This window comes from Novosphingopyxis sp. YJ-S2-01, from assembly GCF_016093175.1.
GTDB classification, from domain to species: Bacteria; Pseudomonadota; Alphaproteobacteria; order Sphingomonadales; family Sphingomonadaceae; genus Novosphingopyxis; species Novosphingopyxis iocasae.
Window position 1 is genome coordinate 242397 of sequence record NZ_JAEDAI010000001.1, and the last position, 20089, is coordinate 262485.

At 64.1% G+C, this 20089-nt stretch carries 26 protein-coding genes; 9 read left to right on the plus strand and 17 right to left on the minus strand.

Translation table 11 applies throughout. The features are described from left to right. Together lysA and I6A82_RS01095 are read left to right on the plus strand one after the other, a co-directional pair. Positions 1-1263 carry a diaminopimelate decarboxylase gene (lysA, locus tag I6A82_RS01090; protein ID WP_198093379.1) on the plus strand — a complete coding sequence of 421 codons (1263 nt, stop codon included), beginning with the start codon at positions 1-3 and terminating at the stop codon, positions 1261-1263. Between the two features lie 7 nt (positions 1264-1270). Further along, on the plus strand, positions 1271-2038 hold the full coding sequence (locus tag I6A82_RS01095; RefSeq protein WP_198093380.1) for a precorrin-2 dehydrogenase/sirohydrochlorin ferrochelatase family protein: 768 nt from the start codon (positions 1271-1273) through the stop codon (positions 2036-2038). Positions 2039-2117: 79 nt separating this feature from the next. Here the strand turns inward: I6A82_RS01095 and I6A82_RS01100 are convergent, their stop codons facing one another. The 3 genes from I6A82_RS01100 to I6A82_RS01110 form a co-directional block, all read right to left on the minus strand. Continuing rightward, positions 2118-2735, minus strand: a complete 618-nt coding sequence (locus I6A82_RS01100) for an opacity protein (protein WP_187334641.1) — start codon at positions 2733-2735, stop codon at positions 2118-2120. Positions 2736-2864: 129 nt separating this feature from the next. Beyond that, a complete protein-coding gene (locus I6A82_RS01105) occupies positions 2865-3278 on the minus strand; it encodes a PaaI family thioesterase (RefSeq protein ID WP_442945040.1) in 414 nt (137 codons plus the stop codon). Beyond that, positions 3275-3736 carry a PaaI family thioesterase gene (locus tag I6A82_RS01110; RefSeq protein WP_187334642.1) on the minus strand — a complete coding sequence of 154 codons (462 nt, stop codon included), beginning with the start codon at positions 3734-3736 and terminating at the stop codon, positions 3275-3277. The genes I6A82_RS01105 and I6A82_RS01110 overlap by 4 nt, the downstream gene beginning before the upstream one ends. 94 nt (positions 3737-3830) lie before the next feature. Between I6A82_RS01110 and I6A82_RS01115 the strand changes: the two genes are divergently transcribed. Then, positions 3831-4316, plus strand: coding sequence for a DUF2721 domain-containing protein (locus I6A82_RS01115; RefSeq protein ID WP_187334643.1), 486 nt, complete (start codon positions 3831-3833; stop codon positions 4314-4316). 60 nt (positions 4317-4376) lie between these two features. Here I6A82_RS01115 and I6A82_RS01120 read toward each other — a convergent pair whose 3' ends face one another. The 6 genes from I6A82_RS01120 to I6A82_RS01145 all read right to left on the minus strand — a co-directional run bounded on the left by I6A82_RS01120 (position 4377) and on the right by I6A82_RS01145 (position 9264). Further along, positions 4377-5960: an amidase gene (locus I6A82_RS01120; RefSeq protein ID WP_198093381.1), complete on the minus strand. Its 1584-nt coding sequence runs from the start codon at positions 5958-5960 to the stop codon at positions 4377-4379. Continuing rightward, positions 5960-6772 (minus strand): pyrroline-5-carboxylate reductase family protein, encoded by an 813-nt coding sequence (locus tag I6A82_RS01125; protein ID WP_198093382.1) that lies wholly within the window; start codon positions 6770-6772, stop codon positions 5960-5962. Before I6A82_RS01125 ends, I6A82_RS01120 begins: the two co-directional genes overlap by 1 nt. A 92-nt stretch (positions 6773-6864) precedes the next feature. Continuing rightward, positions 6865-7356, minus strand: coding sequence for a YbjN domain-containing protein (locus I6A82_RS01130; RefSeq protein ID WP_187334646.1), 492 nt, complete (start codon positions 7354-7356; stop codon positions 6865-6867). Between the two features lie 151 nt (positions 7357-7507). After that, positions 7508-7846, minus strand: coding sequence for an accessory factor UbiK family protein (locus tag I6A82_RS01135; protein ID WP_198093383.1), 339 nt, complete (start codon positions 7844-7846; stop codon positions 7508-7510). A gap of 25 nt (positions 7847-7871) precedes the next feature. After that, a complete protein-coding gene (locus I6A82_RS01140; protein ID WP_198093384.1) occupies positions 7872-8420 on the minus strand; it encodes a TspO/MBR family protein in 549 nt (182 codons plus the stop codon). Between the two features lie 58 nt (positions 8421-8478). Next, positions 8479-9264: a TlyA family RNA methyltransferase gene (locus tag I6A82_RS01145; protein WP_198093385.1), complete on the minus strand. Its 786-nt coding sequence runs from the start codon at positions 9262-9264 to the stop codon at positions 8479-8481. Positions 9265-9315: 51 nt separating this feature from the next. Between I6A82_RS01145 and I6A82_RS01150 the strand changes: the two genes are divergently transcribed. Beyond that, positions 9316-9888, plus strand: coding sequence for a hypothetical protein (locus tag I6A82_RS01150; RefSeq protein WP_198093386.1), 573 nt, complete (start codon positions 9316-9318; stop codon positions 9886-9888). A gap of 578 nt (positions 9889-10466) precedes the next feature. Beyond that, positions 10467-12341, plus strand: a complete 1875-nt coding sequence (sppA, locus tag I6A82_RS01155; RefSeq protein ID WP_198093387.1) for a signal peptide peptidase SppA — start codon at positions 10467-10469, stop codon at positions 12339-12341. Between the two features lie 7 nt (positions 12342-12348). Here sppA and I6A82_RS01160 read toward each other — a convergent pair whose 3' ends face one another. From I6A82_RS01160 to I6A82_RS01185, 6 genes are all read right to left on the minus strand, one after another. Then, the gene (locus I6A82_RS01160; RefSeq protein WP_332310920.1) at positions 12349-13065 is read right to left on the minus strand and encodes a PepSY domain-containing protein; all 717 of its coding nucleotides are present in this window, start codon (positions 13063-13065) and stop codon (positions 12349-12351) included. 13 nt (positions 13066-13078) lie between these two features. Next, positions 13079-13543, minus strand: a complete 465-nt coding sequence (ruvC, locus tag I6A82_RS01165) for a crossover junction endodeoxyribonuclease RuvC (RefSeq protein WP_198093388.1) — start codon at positions 13541-13543, stop codon at positions 13079-13081. A gap of 10 nt (positions 13544-13553) precedes the next feature. After that, positions 13554-14306, minus strand: coding sequence for a YebC/PmpR family DNA-binding transcriptional regulator (locus I6A82_RS01170; protein WP_187334653.1), 753 nt, complete (start codon positions 14304-14306; stop codon positions 13554-13556). 103 nt (positions 14307-14409) lie between these two features. After that, the gene (locus I6A82_RS01175; protein ID WP_198093389.1) at positions 14410-14727 is read right to left on the minus strand and encodes a heavy metal-binding domain-containing protein; all 318 of its coding nucleotides are present in this window, start codon (positions 14725-14727) and stop codon (positions 14410-14412) included. Between the two features lie 92 nt (positions 14728-14819). Beyond that, positions 14820-15068 (minus strand): DUF2312 domain-containing protein, encoded by a 249-nt coding sequence (locus tag I6A82_RS01180; protein WP_187334655.1) that lies wholly within the window; start codon positions 15066-15068, stop codon positions 14820-14822. Positions 15069-15225: 157 nt separating this feature from the next. Then, positions 15226-15537, minus strand: a complete 312-nt coding sequence (locus tag I6A82_RS01185; protein ID WP_187334656.1) for a DUF1244 domain-containing protein — start codon at positions 15535-15537, stop codon at positions 15226-15228. A 121-nt stretch (positions 15538-15658) separates the two neighbouring features. On the opposite strand from I6A82_RS01185, the gene pyk reads away from it, so the two are divergent. After that, on the plus strand, positions 15659-17110 hold the full coding sequence (gene pyk, locus I6A82_RS01190; protein ID WP_198093390.1) for a pyruvate kinase: 1452 nt from the start codon (positions 15659-15661) through the stop codon (positions 17108-17110). 36 nt (positions 17111-17146) lie between these two features. Here the strand turns inward: pyk and I6A82_RS01195 are convergent, their stop codons facing one another. Next, positions 17147-17755: an HAD family hydrolase gene (locus I6A82_RS01195; protein WP_198093391.1), complete on the minus strand. Its 609-nt coding sequence runs from the start codon at positions 17753-17755 to the stop codon at positions 17147-17149. Positions 17756-17915: 160 nt separating this feature from the next. Beyond that, positions 17916-18041 carry a type B 50S ribosomal protein L36 gene (ykgO, locus tag I6A82_RS01200; protein ID WP_022673177.1) on the minus strand — a complete coding sequence of 42 codons (126 nt, stop codon included), beginning with the start codon at positions 18039-18041 and terminating at the stop codon, positions 17916-17918. A 147-nt stretch (positions 18042-18188) separates the two neighbouring features. Between ykgO and I6A82_RS01205 the strand changes: the two genes are divergently transcribed. From I6A82_RS01205 to I6A82_RS01215, 3 genes are read left to right on the plus strand one after another with little or no spacing between them, the layout of a single operon-like run. Further along, entirely contained in the window at positions 18189-18809 is a 621-nt protein-coding gene (locus tag I6A82_RS01205) for a hypothetical protein (RefSeq protein WP_198093392.1), read from the plus strand. Beyond that, a complete protein-coding gene (locus tag I6A82_RS01210) occupies positions 18806-19930 on the plus strand; it encodes a M14 family metallopeptidase (protein WP_198093393.1) in 1125 nt (374 codons plus the stop codon). Before I6A82_RS01205 ends, I6A82_RS01210 begins: the two co-directional genes overlap by 4 nt. Then, on the plus strand, positions 19930-20073 hold the full coding sequence (locus I6A82_RS01215; protein ID WP_198093394.1) for a hypothetical protein: 144 nt from the start codon (positions 19930-19932) through the stop codon (positions 20071-20073). Before I6A82_RS01210 ends, I6A82_RS01215 begins: the two co-directional genes overlap by 1 nt. Positions 20074-20089: the final 16 nt, after the last annotated feature.

Consider the following 20089-nt stretch of genomic DNA (forward strand, 5'->3'; position numbering starts at 1 on the left):
ATGGACCATTTTTCTTATCGCGACGGCATTCTTCATGCCGAGGACGTCCCGCTGCCCGCCATTGCTGAGGCGGTCGGCACACCCGTCTACATCTATTCGCGCGCCACTTTCGAACGGCATGCCCGCGTGTTCCGCGAGGGGCTGTCGGGTATCAAGGACAAACGGATCGCTTTTGCGATCAAATCCAACCCCAACCTCGCCGTGCTCAACGTGCTGGCCCGCGAAGGCTATGGCGCGGATGTGGTGTCGGGCGGCGAGATGGCGCGCGCGCTCGCGGCAGGCGTTCCGGCGGACGGCATCGTCTTTTCCGGCGTCGGCAAGACGCGCGCGGAACTTGCCATGGGGCTCGATCAGGGCATCGGCCAGTTCAATATCGAACATGAGCCGGAAGGCGCCGCGCTCGCCCAGATCGCGTATCAAAAGGGCCTTCGCGCGCCTGCAACGCTGCGCGTCAATCCGGATGTCGATGCGCGCACCCATGCGAAGATCTCCACCGGCAAGGCGGAGAACAAATTCGGCGTCGGCATCGATGCCGCGCCCGAAATCTACGCGCGCCTGGCCGGACTGCCGGGCCTGGACCTGCGCGGGATCGCGGTTCACATCGGCAGTCAGCTGTTCGATCTGGAACCCATGGAAGCCGCGTTCGAGCGGGTCGGCGCGCTGGTGCGCGATCTGCGCGCGTCGGGACTTTCGGTTACCCATGTCGATCTCGGCGGCGGGCTCGGCATCCCCTACAAGGCGGGCGAGGCGCTGCCCCCCAGTCCGGCCGATTACGGCGCAATGGTGACGCGCGTGACCAAGGACTGGGACGTGCATCTGACATTTGAGCCGGGCCGCGTGATCGCGGGCAATGCCGGCGTGCTGCTGACCGAAGTGCTCTGGGTAAAACCGGGCGCTGCCGCCCCGTTCGTGGTGGTGGATGCCGCGATGAACGATCTTGCCCGGCCCGCCATGTACGACGCGTGGCATGATTTCGAGCCGGTGCGCGAGACCGCCGAGCGCATGACCGCCTCCATCGTCGGCCCGGTCTGCGAGAGCGGCGACACCTTTGCCCTGTCGCGCGATATCGGCGTGGTGGGCGAAGGTGATCTTGCCGTGTTTCGTACTGCGGGCGCTTATGGCGCGACCATGGCGAGCACTTATAACAGCCGATCGCTGGTGCCCGAAGTGCTCGTGGATGGAGACAAGTTCGCGGTCGTCGCGGATCGCATCGCAGCCGGCACCATCATGGCCGCCGAGCGCGTGCCTGACTGGCTGGACTGAGGCCGCCATGCGCCAGTTTCCGCTGTTCGCGAACCTGGCGGGCCGCACCGTCATCCTGTTGGGAAGCGGCGAGGCGGCCGATGCGAAGCGGCGGCTCTATGAACGCGCGGGTGCCGTCATCTCGGACAATCCGAATGCTGAAGGTGCCGCGCTGGGCATCGTCGCGCATGAGGATGACGAACTGGCCGAACTGGACGCCGCGCGGCTGAAGCGGCGCGGTCTTCTGGTCAATGTGGTCGACCGGCCCGAACTGTGCGATTTCACCACTCCTGCGATCGTGGACCGCGATCCGGTGACGGTAGCGATCGGCACCGCCGGCGCCTCCGCAGGGCTTGCAAAAGCGCTGCGCCAGCGGATCGAAGCGCTGCTGGCCCCGCAGCTGGGTACGCTGGCGAGCGACCTGTTCGCCGCGCGCGATGCGATCCGCGCCCGCTGGCCGGAATCCGCAGACCGTCGCCGCGCGATCGACGCCGCGCTGGCCGAAGGCGGCCCGCTCGATCCAGGCGGCACCGGCGCGTTCGATGTCTCAGCCTGGCTCACGGGCGAAGAAACGCTCGTCGAAAGCGGCCTGCACAGTTTCGATTTGATGAGCGACGATCCGGACGACCTTACGCTGCGCGCCGCGCGCCTGCTGGGCCAGGCGGACCGCGTCTATCATGACACTGCCGTACCAGCCGTCATCCTGGAACGCGCCCGCGCCGACGCTGAACGAATCGCCGGCGCACCGCCCGAAAACCTTTCGGAAGGCCTAAGCCTCCATCTCCGCCGTCGATAGGCGCAACGAAAAACGGCGCCGGCTCCTACTGGAACCGACGCCGCCGTTCATCGAACCGGGGCGCGCCCCGGCTACTCGATCAGAAGTGGAACACCGCCGCCGCGCTCGGGCGGAAGGATTCGAAATCCTTGAACGTGTCCACGCCGAAGCGCAGGCGCACGCCGCTGTTGCCGGTGATGCCACCGAGGCCGATGTCCTTGGGGCCGACTTCGGCGCCGATTCCGTAGATCACGCCGTCGCGATCGCGGATGCTGCCTTCATATTGCAGCGGGTTGCCATTGGCGTCGAGCAGCAGCGGATCATGCGATTCGCGGCCTTCGACCCACATGTAACCGACGCGGCCGTAGAACAGGCCGCTGTCGCCCACGCGCACGCCGAAACGACCGGCTGCGCCATATTCCCAATCGATGTCGTTGAAGCCCTTCGATCCGAAGCCTTCCGCGCCCACGAAGACGGGGCCGAGGGGCACGTTCGCACCGATGATCCCGTTGATCACCGCGCCTTCGGTCGAGTTGACGCCGAATTCTGCGGGTTCGTTTGGCGTATCGTAAATATCATAGCCCCCACCGATCGCCACATAGGGCTCGATGCCGAAAGCGGGCGTGCCGTCGGGCGCATCGGCGTCGGTGTTCTGCGCCATCAGCGGCGCGGGAGCGAGGGAGAGGGCAGCTGCGCCCAGAAGGAGACGTGCGTTCATGTTTTTGTCCTTGGTCTTGGTATTCACCGGCCCCTGAGACCGGACCGCACCAATGGACCACCGGAACATGCGTTCCCAAGATTGTCATAAAAATGCGACGAACCGTTAAAAGGTTCCATTCATGACAAATTAATCTTCTGTACTGCGCAATAAATAATGCATCTGGGCCGATGCGATCAGCCGGTTGCGGTCGTCCTGCCAGGCCACCGCTTCGACATTGGCCAGCGTGCGACCAAGCCGCGTAATGCGGCCGATCGCGAAGGTATCCTGATCAATGCCGCCGCGCATGAAATCCACCGTCACATTGATCGGCTTGATGCGCACTTTGGTCTCGCTCTCCGCCAGAGCCGCGCGCAGAGCTGCGATCGAAGCGATCTCGAGCAAGCCTGAGATTGCGCCGCCGTGCAGGAAACCGGGGCGCCCGACCACGTCTTCGCTGAACGGCATGACGAGCACGGGAACGCCGTTTTCTTCGCCTGCGCCGCGCAGCTTCAGCGCGCGGGCATAAGGCGACACCGCTTGGGCGATATCGAGCCCGCTCACCGCCCAAATCCTTTGGTGCGAATGAAGGTGCCGGTGACATGCGCCACCGGATCGTCCGGATCGCCATTATGCGCAGTGCCATGTACGAAGCCGATCGAGCGGGTGACATGATAGCACTGGCCGCGCCCGATCACCGCCTGCCCCGGTGGGGACGGACGCATATAATCCACGCGCAAATCCATCGTGGCATGCGGGCGGAATTTGCCGAGTTTGGTCCAGATGGCGAGGCTGGTGGCCATATCCATCAACGAGATGATCGGGCCCGACGCCAGGATCTGTGTCTCCTCGTCCCCCACCAGATCCTCGCGCCAATCGAGCTTCAGCTCGACCCAGTCCTGCCCGTGATCGTGATAGCCGATGCCCAGCATGCCGCCATGGCCAAGCTTTCCCATGAACGCGATGATCTGCGCCGGATCGAACCGCTCGCCATCCTTCATTTGTGCCGGTGCCTTGCTCATGCCCCCGCCCATAGCGGTTTTTGGCGGTCGTACAAATGTCGCACCGCGTAAGCCTACTTGCGCGGGGTGCCCCCGTGGCTACATCGCCCGTGAAATGGAAGATTTACTGAGCCAGGGCCCCGGCACCGCCACGGTGCTTGAGGTGCTTCAAACCGCGCTGACACCGGCCTTTCTGCTGGTGGCGCTCGGCAGCATGCTCAATCTGTTCACCGGCCGCCTGACCCGCATCATAGACCGCGCGCGCGACCGCGAGGCCCTCTACGACCAGACGACAGGCCCCGAGCATGAGCGACTGGTCTACGAATTGCGGATGCTGGAGCGGCGCATGACGGTGACGGGCCGCGCGATCTGGTTCGGCGTCGCCGCCGCGGTGGTGGTATGCGTGATGATCGGGATGTTGTTCCTGATCGGCCTTGCCGATGCGGAGCTTTCCGTCGCGATCGTCGCGACCTTCCTTTTAGCCCTGACGCTGATGGCCACCGCGCTCGCCCATTTCATGTTCGAGGTGCAGCTGTCCACGCGCGTCCTGCATGTGCGCGCGGAATATCTGGAATATGAGGAGGGACGCTCCCGGTCCTGAGCGCCCTCCTGCGCCCGCGCTGCGTGCGGGAGGGCGCGCGAATTCCCTCCCTCTAAGGCGCTACTGCCCCACCGTCGGCAGATAACGGGGCGGGACGCGGGCTTTGCTTGCGCGCTCATAGGCATCGCCGACTTGCAACAGGAAGTCGTCGGTCCAGGCGGTGCCGATGAAGCTGATGCCGACGGGCAGACCGTCGATCAGACCCATCGGCACGGTGAGGTGCGGATAACCGGCCTGGGCGGGAAGCCCGCTGGCGCTGGGGCCGGAAAAACTGTCGCCCTCTCCCAACGTACTGAGCCATACGGGACTGCGCGTCGGCAACGCGAGCACGGTGACTTTGGCATCGGCGAGCATCTTGTCGATACCCATCTGACCGGCCAGGCGCTTGGCCGTCTCACGCGCCTTCAGATATTTGGGATCGGTCAGATCGCCTTGCTTTTGCGCTTCCAGAAACAGCGATTGGTCGAAATATCGCAGCTCGCGCGCCTTGTCCGCTTCGTTGAAGGCAATGAGGTCCGCCAGCGTCTTTGCCGTCACGTCGTTATCGGGCAGGCCCTGCAGATAGTCCGCCATGTCGGCCTTGAATTCGCTTAGCAGGACCTGAAACTCGGCCTCGCCCACGCCCTCGGTGGCCTCGCGGCTCTCGTCGATGTCCACGACCGTCGCGCCCTGTGCGCGCAGCACATCGAGCGCTTCCTCGAACTTGGCGGTCAGCGCGGCGTCATCTCCTACGCGGTCGCGCGGCACGCCGATCTGAAGGCCCTTCAGAACATCACGGCCGAGCAGCCCCGCATAATTGGACACCCGGCCCGCCGCGGCGGCGGTAGCCGGATCGCCCGGATCTACGCCCGCCATCGCGCCTAGCATGATCGCGGCATCGCGCACCGTGCGCGTCATCGGCCCTGCGGTATCCTGGCTATGGCTGATCGGAACGATGAAGCGCCGCGAGACGAGGCCCAGCGTCGGCTTCAGTCCGACGATCCCGTTGGAACTGGCCGGGCAAGTGATCGAGCCGTCAGTCTCGGTGCCGACGGTGCCCGCAGCCAGGCTGGCGGCCGCGGCCACCGCGCTACCGCTCGACGAGCCGCAGGTGTTGCGGTCCAGCGCATAGGGGTTGCGGGTCAGACCGCCCACTGCGCTCCAGCCGCTGGTGGAATCATTGGAGCGGAAATTGGCCCATTCGCTGAGATTGGCCTTACCGAGGATCACCGCGCCGGCCTCACGCAGTTTCGCGACCAGCGGGGCATCGCGGTCCGTGACGTTGTTCTCCAGCGCGTAAGAGCCCGCCGTGGTCGGCACCGGTCCCTTCGTCTCGATATTATCCTTCACGATAACGGGAATGCCCAGCATCTGGCCGCTGCGTCCTGCCGCCCGCTCCGCATCGCGGCGGCGCGCCTCTTCCAGCGCGCCGGGGAGAACAGCAATCACGGCATTCAGCTCAGGCCCCGCATGGTTCATCGCCGCGATGCGATCGATATAGCGTTGCGTGATGGCGGCACTGGTCGTCTCGCCCGACTGCATGGCCGCTTCCAGCTCGGAAATCGACTTTTCCTCTACCGGATAATCGCCGTTCGGGCGCGCGTCCTGTGCGGCCAGCGGGGCCGCCAGAAGCGCGAGCGGGGCGAGCAGCCGGACCGCGCGCATCAGGCGTCGACCATCTTGGCAAGCTCGCCATTGCGATCACGCGCGGCCTCCAGCACCTCGGTGAGCAGTTTCACCAGGCGGTCGTCCGCATCGAGTACATTCATGCCTTCGCGCGTCGAGCCACCGGGGCTCGCCACCTTGTCGGCGAGAGCGCCGGGATCATCATCCGCCTGCACCGCCAGTGCCGCGGCGCCTTCGACTGTCGCCAGCGCCATGCGTGCAGCCTGGTCTTCCGGCAGCCCCAGCTTGTGTGCGGCAGTCGCCAGCGCATCGGTGAAGCGGTAGACATAGGCCGGGCCGGAGCCTGCAAGCGCAGCGACAAGGTCCATCTTGCCTTCCTCGTCGATCCATTCTGCGGTGCCGGTGGCATCCATCCAGCGCGTGATGGCAGCCTTTTCACCCTCGGTGAGCGCATCGGAATACAGGCCCAGCGGTGATTTGCCGAGCGCTACGCCGAGATTGGGCATCAGGCGGACGTTCTTGGCATGCGGAAACAACCGGTCCAAAGTCGCGATCTCGATACCGGCGAGAATGGAGATGACCACGGTGCCGGGCTTGATCGTCTTGCCGATCTGATCTGCCAGATCGCCCAGCATCTGCGGCTTCACGCCCAGAAGTACGATGTCATAGGCCTCGGTGGGCGGTTCGCTGACATGCTTCACACCGTCGGGAACGCCGCCCGGATGCGGATCGAACGCGGTGAAGTTCGATGGATCGGCGCCTGCGCGAATCCAGCCCTTGAGAATGGAGCCCGCCATATTGCCGCAGCCATAAGCGAGCAGGTTCGTCGGAAAATCAGTCTGTTCGTTCATGCGTCACGATGTGACATGTGCCGGGGGCAGGTTCAAGCGCGTGCCAACGACCTATGGAAATCGGTTCAGGCGAACGGAAGGGCACGTAGGCCCTAAGCCTCTCCCGCCGTATCGATCAACGCGGCATCGATCGCCTCGCGCGGAGTCTTGCCGCCCCAGATGATGAACTGGAACACCGGATAAAAGCGCTCGCACTCATCGATCGCGGCGTCGACCAGCACCTGCGCCTGATCCAGGCCGAGCATGCCGCCCGGCCCCAGCAGCGCGCCGTGGCGCATCAACAGAATGCCGTTCGCAGACCACAGATCGAAATGACCGAGCCAGAGCTGTTCGTTGATAAGGCCGACCGCCTCGTACATGCGCGCGCGTAAATCTTCCGGCACAGTGATGTCCGGCAAGACGAGGATCTGAACGACATTGTCGTCTTCGCGCGCAATCACGCGCAGCTGATAGCTGGTCCAACTGCCCTTTACTTCGGCGGCAAGCTCGTCCTCGCCGGCCAGCTCGCAAGGCCAGCCGCGCGCCTCGAAGAGGGCAGCGAACATGTCGACGGCGGGGGCATCGCCCTCGTCCAGTTCGCTCATGTCCTCATCATGCCCTTGCACGGCCCGTCCCCGATCGATCGTTCAGCACGGCCGAATCTGATCGGCGATCGGCCGTTGAGCAAGGTTTTTCGCGGACTTGCCCGATTGCTCTGGGGAGCTGTTGTGGAAAAGCGCAGGTGTGAAAGCGGCCTCAGAGAGCGCCGGGACCTTCCTTTTTCGGCGGTGCCTTGTGCGGACCGTCCGGCGCGGCGGGGCCGTCTTTGGCCGAAGCGCCGGGCTTCGGCTTTACATTCCCGGCTTCCAGCGCATCGAGCCGGGCCTTCAGCGTCTCCACCTCTTCGCGGGCCTTGGCGGCCATCGCCTTCACCGCATCGAATTCCTCGCGGCTCACGAAATCCATGCCGCCCACAAACTGGCGGGTGCGCTCCTTGAAGCCAGCCTCCGCCTCGCGGCCCATGCCGGCGACGGTGCCGGCCATGCCGTTCACGAATTTGACGATATCGTCGACGATGCGGTTTTCGCTCTGCATGACGGGTCCTTTTGCTGCCGTTCGCTTATATCTGGGTTCTGGCGGCGGGCGCGTAAAGGGTTTCCGCGTCCGGGTTCAGCCGGTCGATCTGAAAATTCAGGATCGCGGCGAAGCACAGCCACGCCAGATAGGGCACCATCAGCCAAGCGGCGAGCGGGCGAATGCGCCCGAAAAGAAGCGTCGCGCCGATTGCCAGCAGCAGGATCAGAAGGATCAGGAAAAACGCGCTCGACACCTGATGCATGCCGAAGAACAGCGGGCTCCAGACCATATTGGCCAGAAATTGCAGCGCGAACATGCCAACCGCCGTCCAGCGCAGACGCGCGCTGCGCGCGTTCAACACCATGGCCAGCGCCAGGCCCTGCAGGAAATAAAGGGTCGGCCAGACGATTCCGAAAACATAGCCGGGCGGCTGCGCAGCCGGCTGCCGGAGCGCCTGATACCAGGCATTGGTATCGCTCGATCCCGCGATCTGCCCCGAAAGCCAGCCCAGCACCATCAGCAAGGGCACGGTAAACAGCGCCCAGCGGACAAAAGACATGCGCAGCTGCGATCGGGATGCCAGTTCGCTCATTTTCCGTCGCCTCTTTCCAGGTCGAACAAGGGGGCGGAACGCGCCTTAACCGGGGGTTTCAAGATTTTCCACAGGACGTTGGTTCCCCATTGTCCCGTAAAGGGCCGCCCAGTTGCGCCCCGATAAGAAACTCGACATTGCCGCTCGGCCCGGTGATCGGACTGCGATCGATGCCGAGGACATGCCAGCCTTTTGTTTCAAGCCAGTGTCGCACCTCTTCGCACACCCTGGCATGCACCGCAGCGTCCCGCACCACGCCGCCCTTGCCCACCTCGCCGCGCGCGGCCTCGAACTGCGGCTTGATCAGCGCCACCAGCACTGCGCCATGTTCGGCAAAGGTAAGCGGCACTTCGAGCACCTTGGCCAGCGCGATGAAGCTTGCATCGCATACGATCAGGCTAACCGGTTCGGGAATGTGATCGGCGGTCAGGATACGCGCGCTGGTCTGTTCGTGCACGATCACGCGCTCATCCTGCCGGATTTTCCAGGCGAGCTGGTTGGTGCCGCTGTCCACCGCATAGACACGGGCTGCGCCGCGGCTCAGCATCACATCGGTGAACCCGCCGGTCGAACTGCCGACATCGATCGCCACCGCGTCTGCCGCATCGATCCCGAACGCATCGAGCCCGTGCGCCAGCTTGATGCCGCCGCGCGAAACCCAGGGATGATCGCGCCCGCGCACGTCGACGACGGCGTCCTCGGCCACCTGCTGGCCGGGCTTCGCCGCCTTGGTCTCCCCGATATAAACGAGGCCCGCCATGATGAGCGCTTGCGCCCGCGTGCGGCTCTCCACCTCGCCGCGGTCGACGAGAAGCTGGTCGAGGCGTGTCTTTTTTCCGGCCATTGCGGCGATACGCCTAGCCGCCCTCGGGCCGCGATGCCATAAGCTGTAACGATGACGCGTTCTGTTACCCGCTCCGCTTTCCGGCTGGCCCCTCTTCTGGCCGCCACGCTGATCCTGTCCTGCTGCGTCGCGCCGGAGCGCGAACAGGCACCGGAAACCACCCCCGTGGCGGTGCGTCCGGCACCCACGCCTCAGCCCACCCCCTCGCCCACCCCGACGGTGGAGCTATCGGGCGAGTGGACCGAATGGCCGGCCAGTGCGGGCGAATGGATCTATCGGCAGGATGGGCGCGGCAGCATTGCACTGTTCGGCATGGCCAACGAAGACGCTGAGCTGACGCTGCGATGCGACCGGAATGCGCGCCGGATCTTCCTGACGCGCGCGGGCGCGGCGAACACGCCGGTGCCGCTCACTATCCGCACCACATCTGGGGCGCAGAGCTTCACCGCCCAGCCGACGGGGGGAGAGCTGCCCTATCTCGGCATCGCGCTGGCACCGACGGACATGATTCTGGACCGGATGATCTACAGCCGCGGGCGCTTCCTGGTGGATGGCGGCGGCGCGCCGCTGGTGGTGCCGAGCTGGCCGGAAATCGCCCGCGTTGTGGAGGATTGCCGCGCCTGAAGCGCTGGAATGCGGCCTGACGTAACAGACACGCAATGAAAAAGCGCCGAAGTTACCCGACGCGACACAGACTGCGTGTTCTGACGCCAAAAAAAGAAAATTCAAGACTTGCATCGAAAGTGCATCTGACTCACCTTGCCGATGTGGAGGGCAAAATGATGCACACCATATTTGAGTTTCAACAAGCGAAAGGAGGTGATCCGATGTCTCATGGTTCAGCTAAGGGGTCGGATAATTCCGTTCGGGAGACTGCCCGCTGACGCGCCGGCGTTCACGCCAAGAACAATAATTAGCGTTAGCCGATAAGGCCTATCTTCCGGCAGCGGACACTTCCGACCGCTGACCATGTTCTGGGGCCGCCCCGTTGCCGATGAGGCGCGAGGTGGCCCCTTTTCATGTCCGGCATCCGGATTTCGCCTTTGCCTGCTCCGCCCCGCGCTTAGCGTTTGCCGGGAAACGCTTTTGTCCGTCGTCGCTGATCGGCCGCTGATCGAAAGCGGCATGGACCCGCCGGACCATCGCGTTAAAGCCCAGCCTGCGCAATTTTCTATCATCATAACTACCAAGGTCTCCCCCTCATGAGCTTCGTCAAAGGCGCCTGGAAAATCCTTGTCGGCATCAAGGATGCGCTGGCCCTTCTCCTGCTGCTGATGTTCTTCGCGCTTCTGTTCGCGATCCTGAGCGCGCGTCCCAATGCCGCCGACATCAAGGACGGCGCGCTGATGCTGAAGCTGCAGGGCACGATCGTCGAACAGCCGGCCACGCCGGATCCGTTCGGGGCGCTGCTGGGCGATGGGCCGGTGGTACGCGAATATGCGGTGCGCGATCTTATCCGGGCGATCGAGACGGCCAAGGACGATGCGCGCGTGAAGGCCATCGTGCTCGATCTCGACGGATTTGCAGGCGGCGGCCAGGTGTCGATCTCCGCGGTCGGCCGTGCGCTCCACGATGCGAAAAAGGCAGGTAAGCCGGTTTACGCTTATGCCACCGCTTATGCGAATGACGGCTATCAGCTCGCCTCACACGCCAGCGAGATCTGGGTGGACCCGATGGGCGGCGCCATGGTTGCCGGGCCGGGCGGATCGAGCCTCTATTTCGGCAACGCGCTCGACAAGTTTGGCGTGAAGGCCAATGTCTACCGCGTCGGCACCTATAAGAGCGCGGTGGAACCCTTCACCGGCAGCAAGGCGTCTGAACCGGCCAAAGAGGCCCTTTCCGCGCTGCTGGAGGAAATCTGGGGCGACTGGCTGGCCGGCGTGAAGAGCGTCCGGCCAAAGGCGAACCTTCAGCCGATCATCATGCAGCCCGCCGAGATGGTGGAAGCGGCCAATGGCAATCTGGCGCAGCTCGCGCTGAACGCCGGAATGGTGGACAAGCTCGGCTCGCGGCAGGCTTTTGGCGATTATGTAGCCGAGAAGGCGGGCAAGGGCCTGGACGAGACCCCCGGCAGCTTCGCGCAGATCGATTATGACGATTGGCTGGGCGAGAACGAGCCGGAGGATGAGGGCGACGCGATCGGCCTGATCACCATTGCCGGCACGATTACCGATGGCGAAGCCGGACCGGGCACCGCGGGCGGAGAAACCGTCTCCAAACTGATCTACGACGCGCTGGCTGAGGACGATCTGAAAGCGCTGGTGGTGCGCGTGGATTCGCCGGGTGGCTCTGTGCTGGCATCGGAACAGATCCGCCTCGCTATCCAGGCCGCCAAGGACAAGGGTCTGCCGGTCGTTGTCTCGATGGCCAATCTGGCGGCCAGCGGCGGCTACTGGATTTCCACCCCGGCCGACGCGATCTTTGCCGAGCCGGACACGATCACCGGATCGATCGGCATCTTCGGCATCATCCCGAGCTTCAATGAAGCGCTGAACAAGATCGGCGTCACCACCGACGGCGTGACCACCACGCCGCTGTCCGGTCAGCCGGATATCTTTGCCGGACCGAATGAGGCGTTCAACCGCGTCGCCCAGTCGTCGATCGAAAACGGCTATCGCGACTTCCTGACCCGCGTTGCCAAATCGCGTAACATGACGCTGCAACAGGTTGATGCCATCGGCCAGGGCCGCGTCTGGGCGGGCGGCACGGCGCGTCAGCTGGGCCTGGTTGACCGGTTGGGCGGCCTTGACGAAGCCCTTGCCGATGCCGCGCAGCGCGCCAAGCTGAAGACCGGCGGTTATCATGTGAAGACGATCGAGGAAGAGCCGGACGCCTTTGCCAAGTTCCTGATGGACGCGACGCGGAGCGACGACCCGAAAACGGTTCGGCTGGACCTGTTCGGCCACGCATCGCTGCGCCAGCAGCAGATGATGTGGCAAGCCGCGGCGACCGCGCAGGAACTCGTCGGCACCACCGGTGTGCAGGCTCGGTGCATCGAGTGCGAGCTGATGGTGCCGGGCGGCAACGTCTCGGCGGCGCGCAGCGGCTGGGCGGCGCTTCTGGCGAAATGGCTGTAGCCGTCGTCTAGGCCTTTGCGCGTGGCTTACCTTCGGTGCGGGGCCTGGCCTTACGCCGGCGAAACATGAGGATCGATCCGATCAGCATGCCGCCAAAGGCCAGCGCGGCGAAGATGACGAGCAAAGGATTGTTGACATCCTCGCGGGTCTGCAGGTCCATGATATGCAGGCCCCAGAGAAAATCGAACCAGCGCCAAAGCCGTGTGCGGACCGCCATCAATTCACCGGTATCGGCATCGATGTAGAAACGTGCGCCATCGGCGAATTGCACCGCCCAGGCGGGGCGTTCGCGGCGCAGGTCCAGCGGCGGATGCTGGGCATCGCTACGGGTGACCGAGACGATCGCTTCATCGCCCCTTCGCGCGGCGCGGGCAATGGCCGAGGCTTCGGACGCACCGACCGCCGGTAGCAGTGCGCCGTCCGCCGGATCGGCCCGGCGCCGTCCCCCATCCTTATAGGCCACCACCCAGACTGCTTTGCCGCCGATAGTGAGCAGCTGCAATTGGTCTGCCGCGCGCCCTTCCAGCATCGGCGCGATCGGCGTGATCGGTGGCAGCGCGGGCGCTTCTGAGCGAAGATGCGCGCCGCGCACCCGCTCGATCGGCGCTGCAGCCATGAAGAGACCGCTACCTGTCCATAGGATCAGCGGCACGCCGATCAACCAGCCGAGCCGCACATGACATTTGCGCAAGGCCATCATGCGCGGCGTGCGCCCTTTCCTCACGATCCCGGTTCCATCAGCGATGGTGCGCGTGGGTGATCGCCACGGCCAGCGCGTCGGCGGCGTCCGCCCCCGCCGCCTTCGCGCCCGGCAGCAGGATCTTGAGCATCGCCTGCACCTGAGACTTGTCCGCGCCGCCCGTCCCGACGACCGATTTCTTGACGAGACGGGCGGCATATTCGTGCACCGGCAACCCCGCCTTGGCCGCGGCAAGCAGCACGACGCCGCGCGCCTGCCCCAGCTTCAGCGTCGATTGCGGGTTGGCGTTGACGAACACATCCTCCACCGCCGCCGCCTGCGGGCGGTGTGCGGCGATCACCTCCGCCAGCGCGGCATCGATCTGCACCAGGCGTTCTGCCAGCGGCCGCTTGGCGTCGGTCTTCACCTGGCCGTTGGCAATATGCGTCAGCCGGTTGCCCTCGGCCCGGATCACACCCCAGCCGGTGCAGGAGAGCGAGGGATCGAGACCGAGGATCAGCACCGGGACGCGCTCAGGCGTCCTGGCCGAGCTTTTCCATAATGGCGTCGGAAACTTCGTAATTGCCCCAGACGGTCTGCACATCGTCATCGTCGTCCAGCGCGTCGATCAGACGGAACAACGTATCGGCATCGCCCTCGGCGACATCGACCGTGAGGTTCGGCTTCCAGGCAAGCTTCACCGTCTCCGCCTCACCCAGCGACTTTTCGAGCGCGCTCGCAACTTCGTGCAGATCGTCACCAGCGGTCCAGATCTCGTGCTCGTCTTCGCCAGACTGAATGTCTTCAGCGCCCGCCTCGAGCGCAGCTTCCAGCACCTTTTCCTCGCCGCCGACCGAGGCCGGATAGACGATCAGGCCCAGCCGCTCGAACCCGTGCGAGACGGAGCCGGAAGCGCCCAGATTGCCGCCATTCTTGCTGAAGGCGGTGCGCACATTGGTGGCGGTGCGGTTGCGGTTGTCGGTCAGCGCCTCAACAATCAGCGCAACGCCGCCGGGACCGTAGCCTTCGTAGCGGATTTCTTCATAATCATCGCCTTCATTGGCGGACGCCTTGTCGATGGCACGCTGGATATTGTCCTTCGGCATCGACTGCGCCTTGGCGTTATTCACTGCCAGGCGCAGGCGCGGGTTCATGTCCGGATCGGGCATGCCGGACTTGGCCGCCACGGTAATCTCGCGGCTGAGCTTCGAAAACTGGGCGGAGCGCTTCTTGTCCTGCGCGCCCTTGCGATGCATGATGTTCTTGAATTTGCTATGGCCTGCCATGGCCTCATTCCTTCGATCTAAGGTTGTGCTGTCCCTTTAGGACAGGGCGCGCGCGGCGTGCAAGCGGGAGCGAGGCCCGCCGATGTGCCGCCGTCAATCGCTGTCAGATCCGCACTGCCGTGCCGCTGACGCTGACCATCAGCATCGATCCGTTCTGGCCGATCACTTCATAATCGATGTCCACGCCGACAACGGCGTTGCCGCCGCGCTTGGCCGCCTTCTCTTCCATTTCCGAAAAGGCTTCTTCGCGCGCCTTCCCCAGCGCCCGCTCATAGCTGCCCGAGCGGCCGCCGACGATATCACTGATATTGGCAAACAGATCGCGAAAGATATTGGCGCCGATAATCACCTCGCCGGTGACGACGCCATAATATTCGGCGATCGGCCTGCCTTCGACGGTGGGGGTGGTGGTGACGATCATGAAGCGCTCTCCTCGTTGAATTATGCCGAGAAGATAGCACTGCGATCGGAAGCTCGCCATCCTCCCCCGGTGAGGGGGAGGATGGGTACTATTTAGCCGATGCCTAAGGCGGCTTTGTAGGTTTCGATCAGCAGTTCCATTTCCTTGCGCTCTTCCGGCTTCAGCTTCCGCAGACGCACGATCTGGCGCATGATCTTGACGTCGTAACCCTGGCTCTTGGCTTCGGAATAGACGTCGCGGATGTCGTCGCTGATGCCCTTCTTTTCTTCCTCAAGACGCTCGACGCGCTCGATGAACAGGCGCAGCTGCTGATCGGTGGTGGTGGCTTCTTCTTCGGCCATGACTCATCTCCTGATAAATGCCGTGAGCCCTGAGCTTGTCGAAGGGCGTCTTTCGTCACGGACAGAAGGGCTTCGACACGCTCGGCCCTGATGGATTGTGGAATGGACCCGGCCGTTCAATTCGGCCCGAATCGCGAACGGGCCGTGACTAGCCAGCCTAAGCGTTCTTCGCCACGCTTTCCTTCATGCGCTGGAGCTGCTCCTCGCTCGCGGGCGTCTGATGGCGGTCTTTATAGTCGCCATAAGGCATGCCGTAGACATATTCGCGCGCCTCTTCCTTGCTGAGCGATCCATCCGCTTCCATCAGCCAGTCGGCCAGGCAATTGCGGCAGAAGCCGGCAGTGCCCATCACATCGACATTCTGCACGTCGGTGCGGTGGCGCAAATGCGCGAGCAGCCGTTCGAAAGTGGCGGCGATGGCGGCGTCGCTGGGCTGCGGACGGGCGGATTGTTCGGTGCTCTCGGTCATTTTATACCTATTCATCGGCTTTGGGGAGGGCGCGGAAGCATCTTGCCCCCGCAATAGTCTTGGGTCCTTCAAACTATGCCGCTAAGCCTTGCCCCGCAAGCACAGCGCCCGAGGAGCCCGCATGTCCGATCATACCCAGCCCCGCACCCGCAAGATCCGCATCCTCGCCACGCTCGGCCCGGCCAGCGAAAGCGCCGAGGCGATCGAAGCGCTGCATCGCGCGGGCGCCGACGCCTTCCGCATCAATATGAGCCACGGCGCGCAGGAGGATAAGAAGAAGCTGTTCGAACATATCCGCGCGCTGGAGGAAAAGACCGGGCGGCCGACCACCATCCTCGCAGACCTGCAGGGCCCGAAGCTGCGCATCGGCACCTTCGCGGACGGCAAGATCGTGCTGAAGGAAGGCGAGCCCTTCACGCTGGACCGGCTGGATGAAGCGGGCACGCAAACGCGGGTGAAGCTGCCGCACAAGGAAATCTTCGAGGCGCTGGCCAAGGGCGACCGGCTGCTGCTCGACGACGGCAAGATCGCGCTGCGGATCACCGAGGCCGGGCCGGACCGCATCGATACGACGGTGGAAGTCGGCGGGCCGCTGTCCAACCGCAAGGGCGTGAACGTGCCCGATGTGGCGATCCCGATGAGCGCGCTGACCGACAAGGATCGTTCGGACCTGGCTTATGCGCTGGATCAGGGCGCGGACTGGATCGCGCTCAGCTTCGTGCAGCGGCCCGAGGACGTGGCCGAGGCGCGCCGCCTGATCGGCAAGCGCGCCGCACTGCTGGCCAAGATCGAAAAGCCTTCGGCCATCGGACGGCTAGAGGAAATCCTGGAGTTGTCCGACGGTGTGATGGTGGCGCGCGGCGATCTGGGTGTGGAACTGCCGCCCGAAGCCGTGCCGACGCTGCAGAAGCGCATCGTCGCCACCGCGCGCGCAATGGGCAAGCCGGTGGTGGTCGCCACCCAGATGCTCGAATCGATGATCCAGGCCCCCACGCCGACGCGCGCGGAAGTATCGGACGTCGCCACTGCCGTCTATGACGGCGCGGACGCGATCATGCTTTCGGCCGAAACCGCGGTGGGCGATTTTGCCATCGAGGCGGTGTCGATCATGGACCGCATCGCCACCAGCGTGGAGAGCGATCCGGGCTATGCCGAGCGCGTGCACTTCACCGAAACGCGGCCCGATTCGACGACGTCGGACGCCATCGCGGCCTCGTCGAGTTCGATCGCGGACACCATTTCGGTTTCCTGCATCGCCTGCTTCACCAATTCCGGCTCCAGCGCGCGGCGCATCTCGCGCGAGCGTCCGTCGGCACCGCTGATGGTACTGACCCCGCAGCGCGAAACCGCGCGGCGCGTCGGCCTGCTCTGGGGCGCCTATGCCGTCGTCACCCGCGACGTTTCCAGTTTCGAGGAGATGATCGCGAAATCCAAACGCATGGCTCTGCGCCACGGCTTCGGCGGCGCGGGCGAGCGGTTGATCGTGATTGCCGGCGTTCCCTTCGGCACGCCGGGCAGCACGAACCTGCTGCATGTGGTGACATTGAAGGGCGACGAGCTGAAGGGGCGGTGAAGGGGGGCACATCTGAAGCCCTATTCAAGGCAGGCTTCAGAGCAGTTCCACCCGCTCCAGTTCCGCCCGGAGCGTTTCGGCGTCTTGGAAGACATGGCCGTGCATGCCGGCCGCCTCTGCGGCGCGGACGTTTTCGATGCGATCGTCGATGAACAGGCTTGCCGCCGGATCGACGCCGAATCGCTCGATCGACAGCGCGTAGATTGCGGCGTCCGGCTTCATCAGCTTCTCGGTGCCCGAAACCAGGATATCCGCAAACAGATCGAAGATCGGTTGTTCCGGCCGGAATCCGGCCCAGAATTCATGGCCGAAATTGGTGATCGCATAGAGCGGGACGCCGCGCCCTGACAGTTCGCGGACGATTTCGTGGCTGCCGGAAATGGGGCCGGGCACCGTTTCGTTCCAGCGTTCCGCATAAGCGCGAATCAGTTTCTCATGGTCGGGAAATTCGGCGATCCGCTCTTCCAGCATCAGCGCCAGCGGACGGCCGGCATCCGCCTGGAAATGCCAGTCTTTCGTGACGACATTATCGAGAAACCAGTCCAGCTCCTCGGGATCGTCGATCAGCTTTTCGAAAAGGAAGCGTGGGTCCCATTGGAACAGCACATGGCCGATGTCGAAGATGGCGGTGGTGATGGGCGGCATGGGGTCGGTCGCACCGATGCGGGCCGGTGCCCTCTCAAAGGTTTCGAAAGCGCGCGGGCTGCAGGCCGAAAAAGCTACGGCGCGAAGTCGCCTGTGCAACTTCGCGCCGTGCTCAATCGATTGGCACCAGCCTGAAGGCTGGCGTGACCTGTCGGCCGAATCAGCCCTGGCGGGCCTTGAAGCGACGGTTGGTCTTGTTGATGACGTACACGCGCCCACGGCGACGGATCACGCGATTGTCGCGATGACGGCCCTTGAGCGACTTCAGCGAATTGCGGATCTTCATGGCTGGAGCTTCTTTGTTGGGGTGGAAATGTCGAAATTCGAAGGCGCGCACCTAAGAGGCGGTCAGCGCAAAGTCAAGCGCGGCAACCGCAAAGAGCGCCCGCGCGTTGGTGCGGCTGACTGTATCATTTTTCAAGGAGACTATTCCATGCCGCGTATCCTGGCCCCCGTCCTCCTCGCCGCCGCCGCAACCGTATCCCTTTCCGCCTGCGCCTCCACGCAGGCCGGCCCGGTAGAGGTTACTCGTTTCCACCGCGCCGAGGCGACGCCCATAGCGCGCGGCACCATTTCCGTGGGCGCCCTGCCCGCCAGCCAGATCGACCCGCAGAGCATCGAGGCGCGCACTTATTATCAGGCGGTGGGCGCCGAATTGAACCGGCTCGGATACACCGTAGTCGAATCGGGCGGGGACTACCGCGCACAGGTAGATGCGCAGCGCGGCACCGCCGCACAGTTCGCCCGCCGCGGATCGGGCGTATCGGTGGGGGCTGGCGGATCGACGGGCAGTTTCGGCAGCGGTGTAGGGCTCGGCGTCGGCCTCGACCTCACCCGCCTGCTCGGCGGCGATCCGGGGCCGCGCATCGTGACCGAGCTCGACGCGCGTATCCTGCGCAATTCCGACGATCTGGTGATTTGGGAAGGACGCGCGCAGCAGGAAACCTTTGCCCGGACGGAAGCCTCGCAGCTCGACGTTATCTCAGCCAAATTGGCCGCCGCTTTGTTCCAGGGGTTTCCCGGAAACAGTGGTGAGACTATCAGGGTGAAATGACCTTACAGATCACGTCCGCGTTCGACAGCGGCAACATCATCGTCGAATCCATCGATGGCGACAGCGCGAGCCTTCGCATCGCCAAGGACCATCAATCCGACTTCTACCAGTGGTTTCATTTCCGCGTCACCTGCGAGCCGGGCACCACGCTGAAACTCGCGATCACCGATCTGGCCGACAGCGCCTATCCGGGCGGGTGGGAGAATTACGATGCGGCGGTGACCGAAGACCGCATGGAGTGGCTGCGTGCGCCCAGCAGCTGGGACAAGGACGCCGGCACGCTCACCATCCAGTGGGAATGCGAAAGCGGCAGCGCCTGGTTCGCCTATTTCGCGCCTTATAGCTACGAACGCCATCAGAACCTCGTCGCCGACGCGGCCTCCTGCGAAGGCGTAACCTATCGCCAGCTCGGCACCACCGGCGATGGTCGCCCGGTCGATTGCCTGGAAATGGGCGAAGGGGAAAAGCAGGTCTGGCTCTATGCCCGCCAGCACCCCGGCGAATCGATGGCGGAATGGTGGATGGAAGGCGCGCTCGCCAAGCTGACCGACCCCGCAGATCCTCACGCGCGGCTGCTGCGCCAGAAGTGCCGCATCCACGTCGTACCGAACATGAACCCGGACGGCAGCGTGCGCGGCCATCTGCGCACCAACGGCAAGGGCGTAAACCTGAACCGCGAATGGCATGAGCCGAGCGAGGAGCGGAGCCCGGAAATCCTGTGCGTCCGGAACGCGATGGACGAAAGCGGCGTCGATTTCGCGATGGACGTTCACGGCGACGAAGCGATTGCCGCGGTATTTCTGGCAGGCTTCGAAGGCATCGAAAACTGGACCGACGAGCTTGGCGACAAATTCTATCGCTATCAGAATTTGCTGAGCCAGCGCACGCCCGATTTCCAGAAGGAGCTTGGCTACCCCAAATCGAAGCCCGGCACCGCCAATCTGACGATCAGCACCAACCAGATCGCCCAGCGCTTCGGCGCGGTATCGATGACGCTGGAGATGCCGTTCAAGGACAACCAGTTCCTGCCCGACAAGCAGCGCGGCTGGAGCCCGGAACGCTGCATCCGCCTAGCCGACGATTGTCTCGCCGTGCTGGCGGAAATGGTCGACGACATCTGATGACGCGCATGAAGTCGGCAATGACGGGGAAAGGCTTTGCCATCGCGCTCTGCCTGATTGCCATTGTCGGCTATCAATTCGGTAAGGACATGGCGCTTCGCGACAATGCGAGCGATCGGATAGCCGAGCGTCAGGCAAGCTAATGGAAATACGCGACTG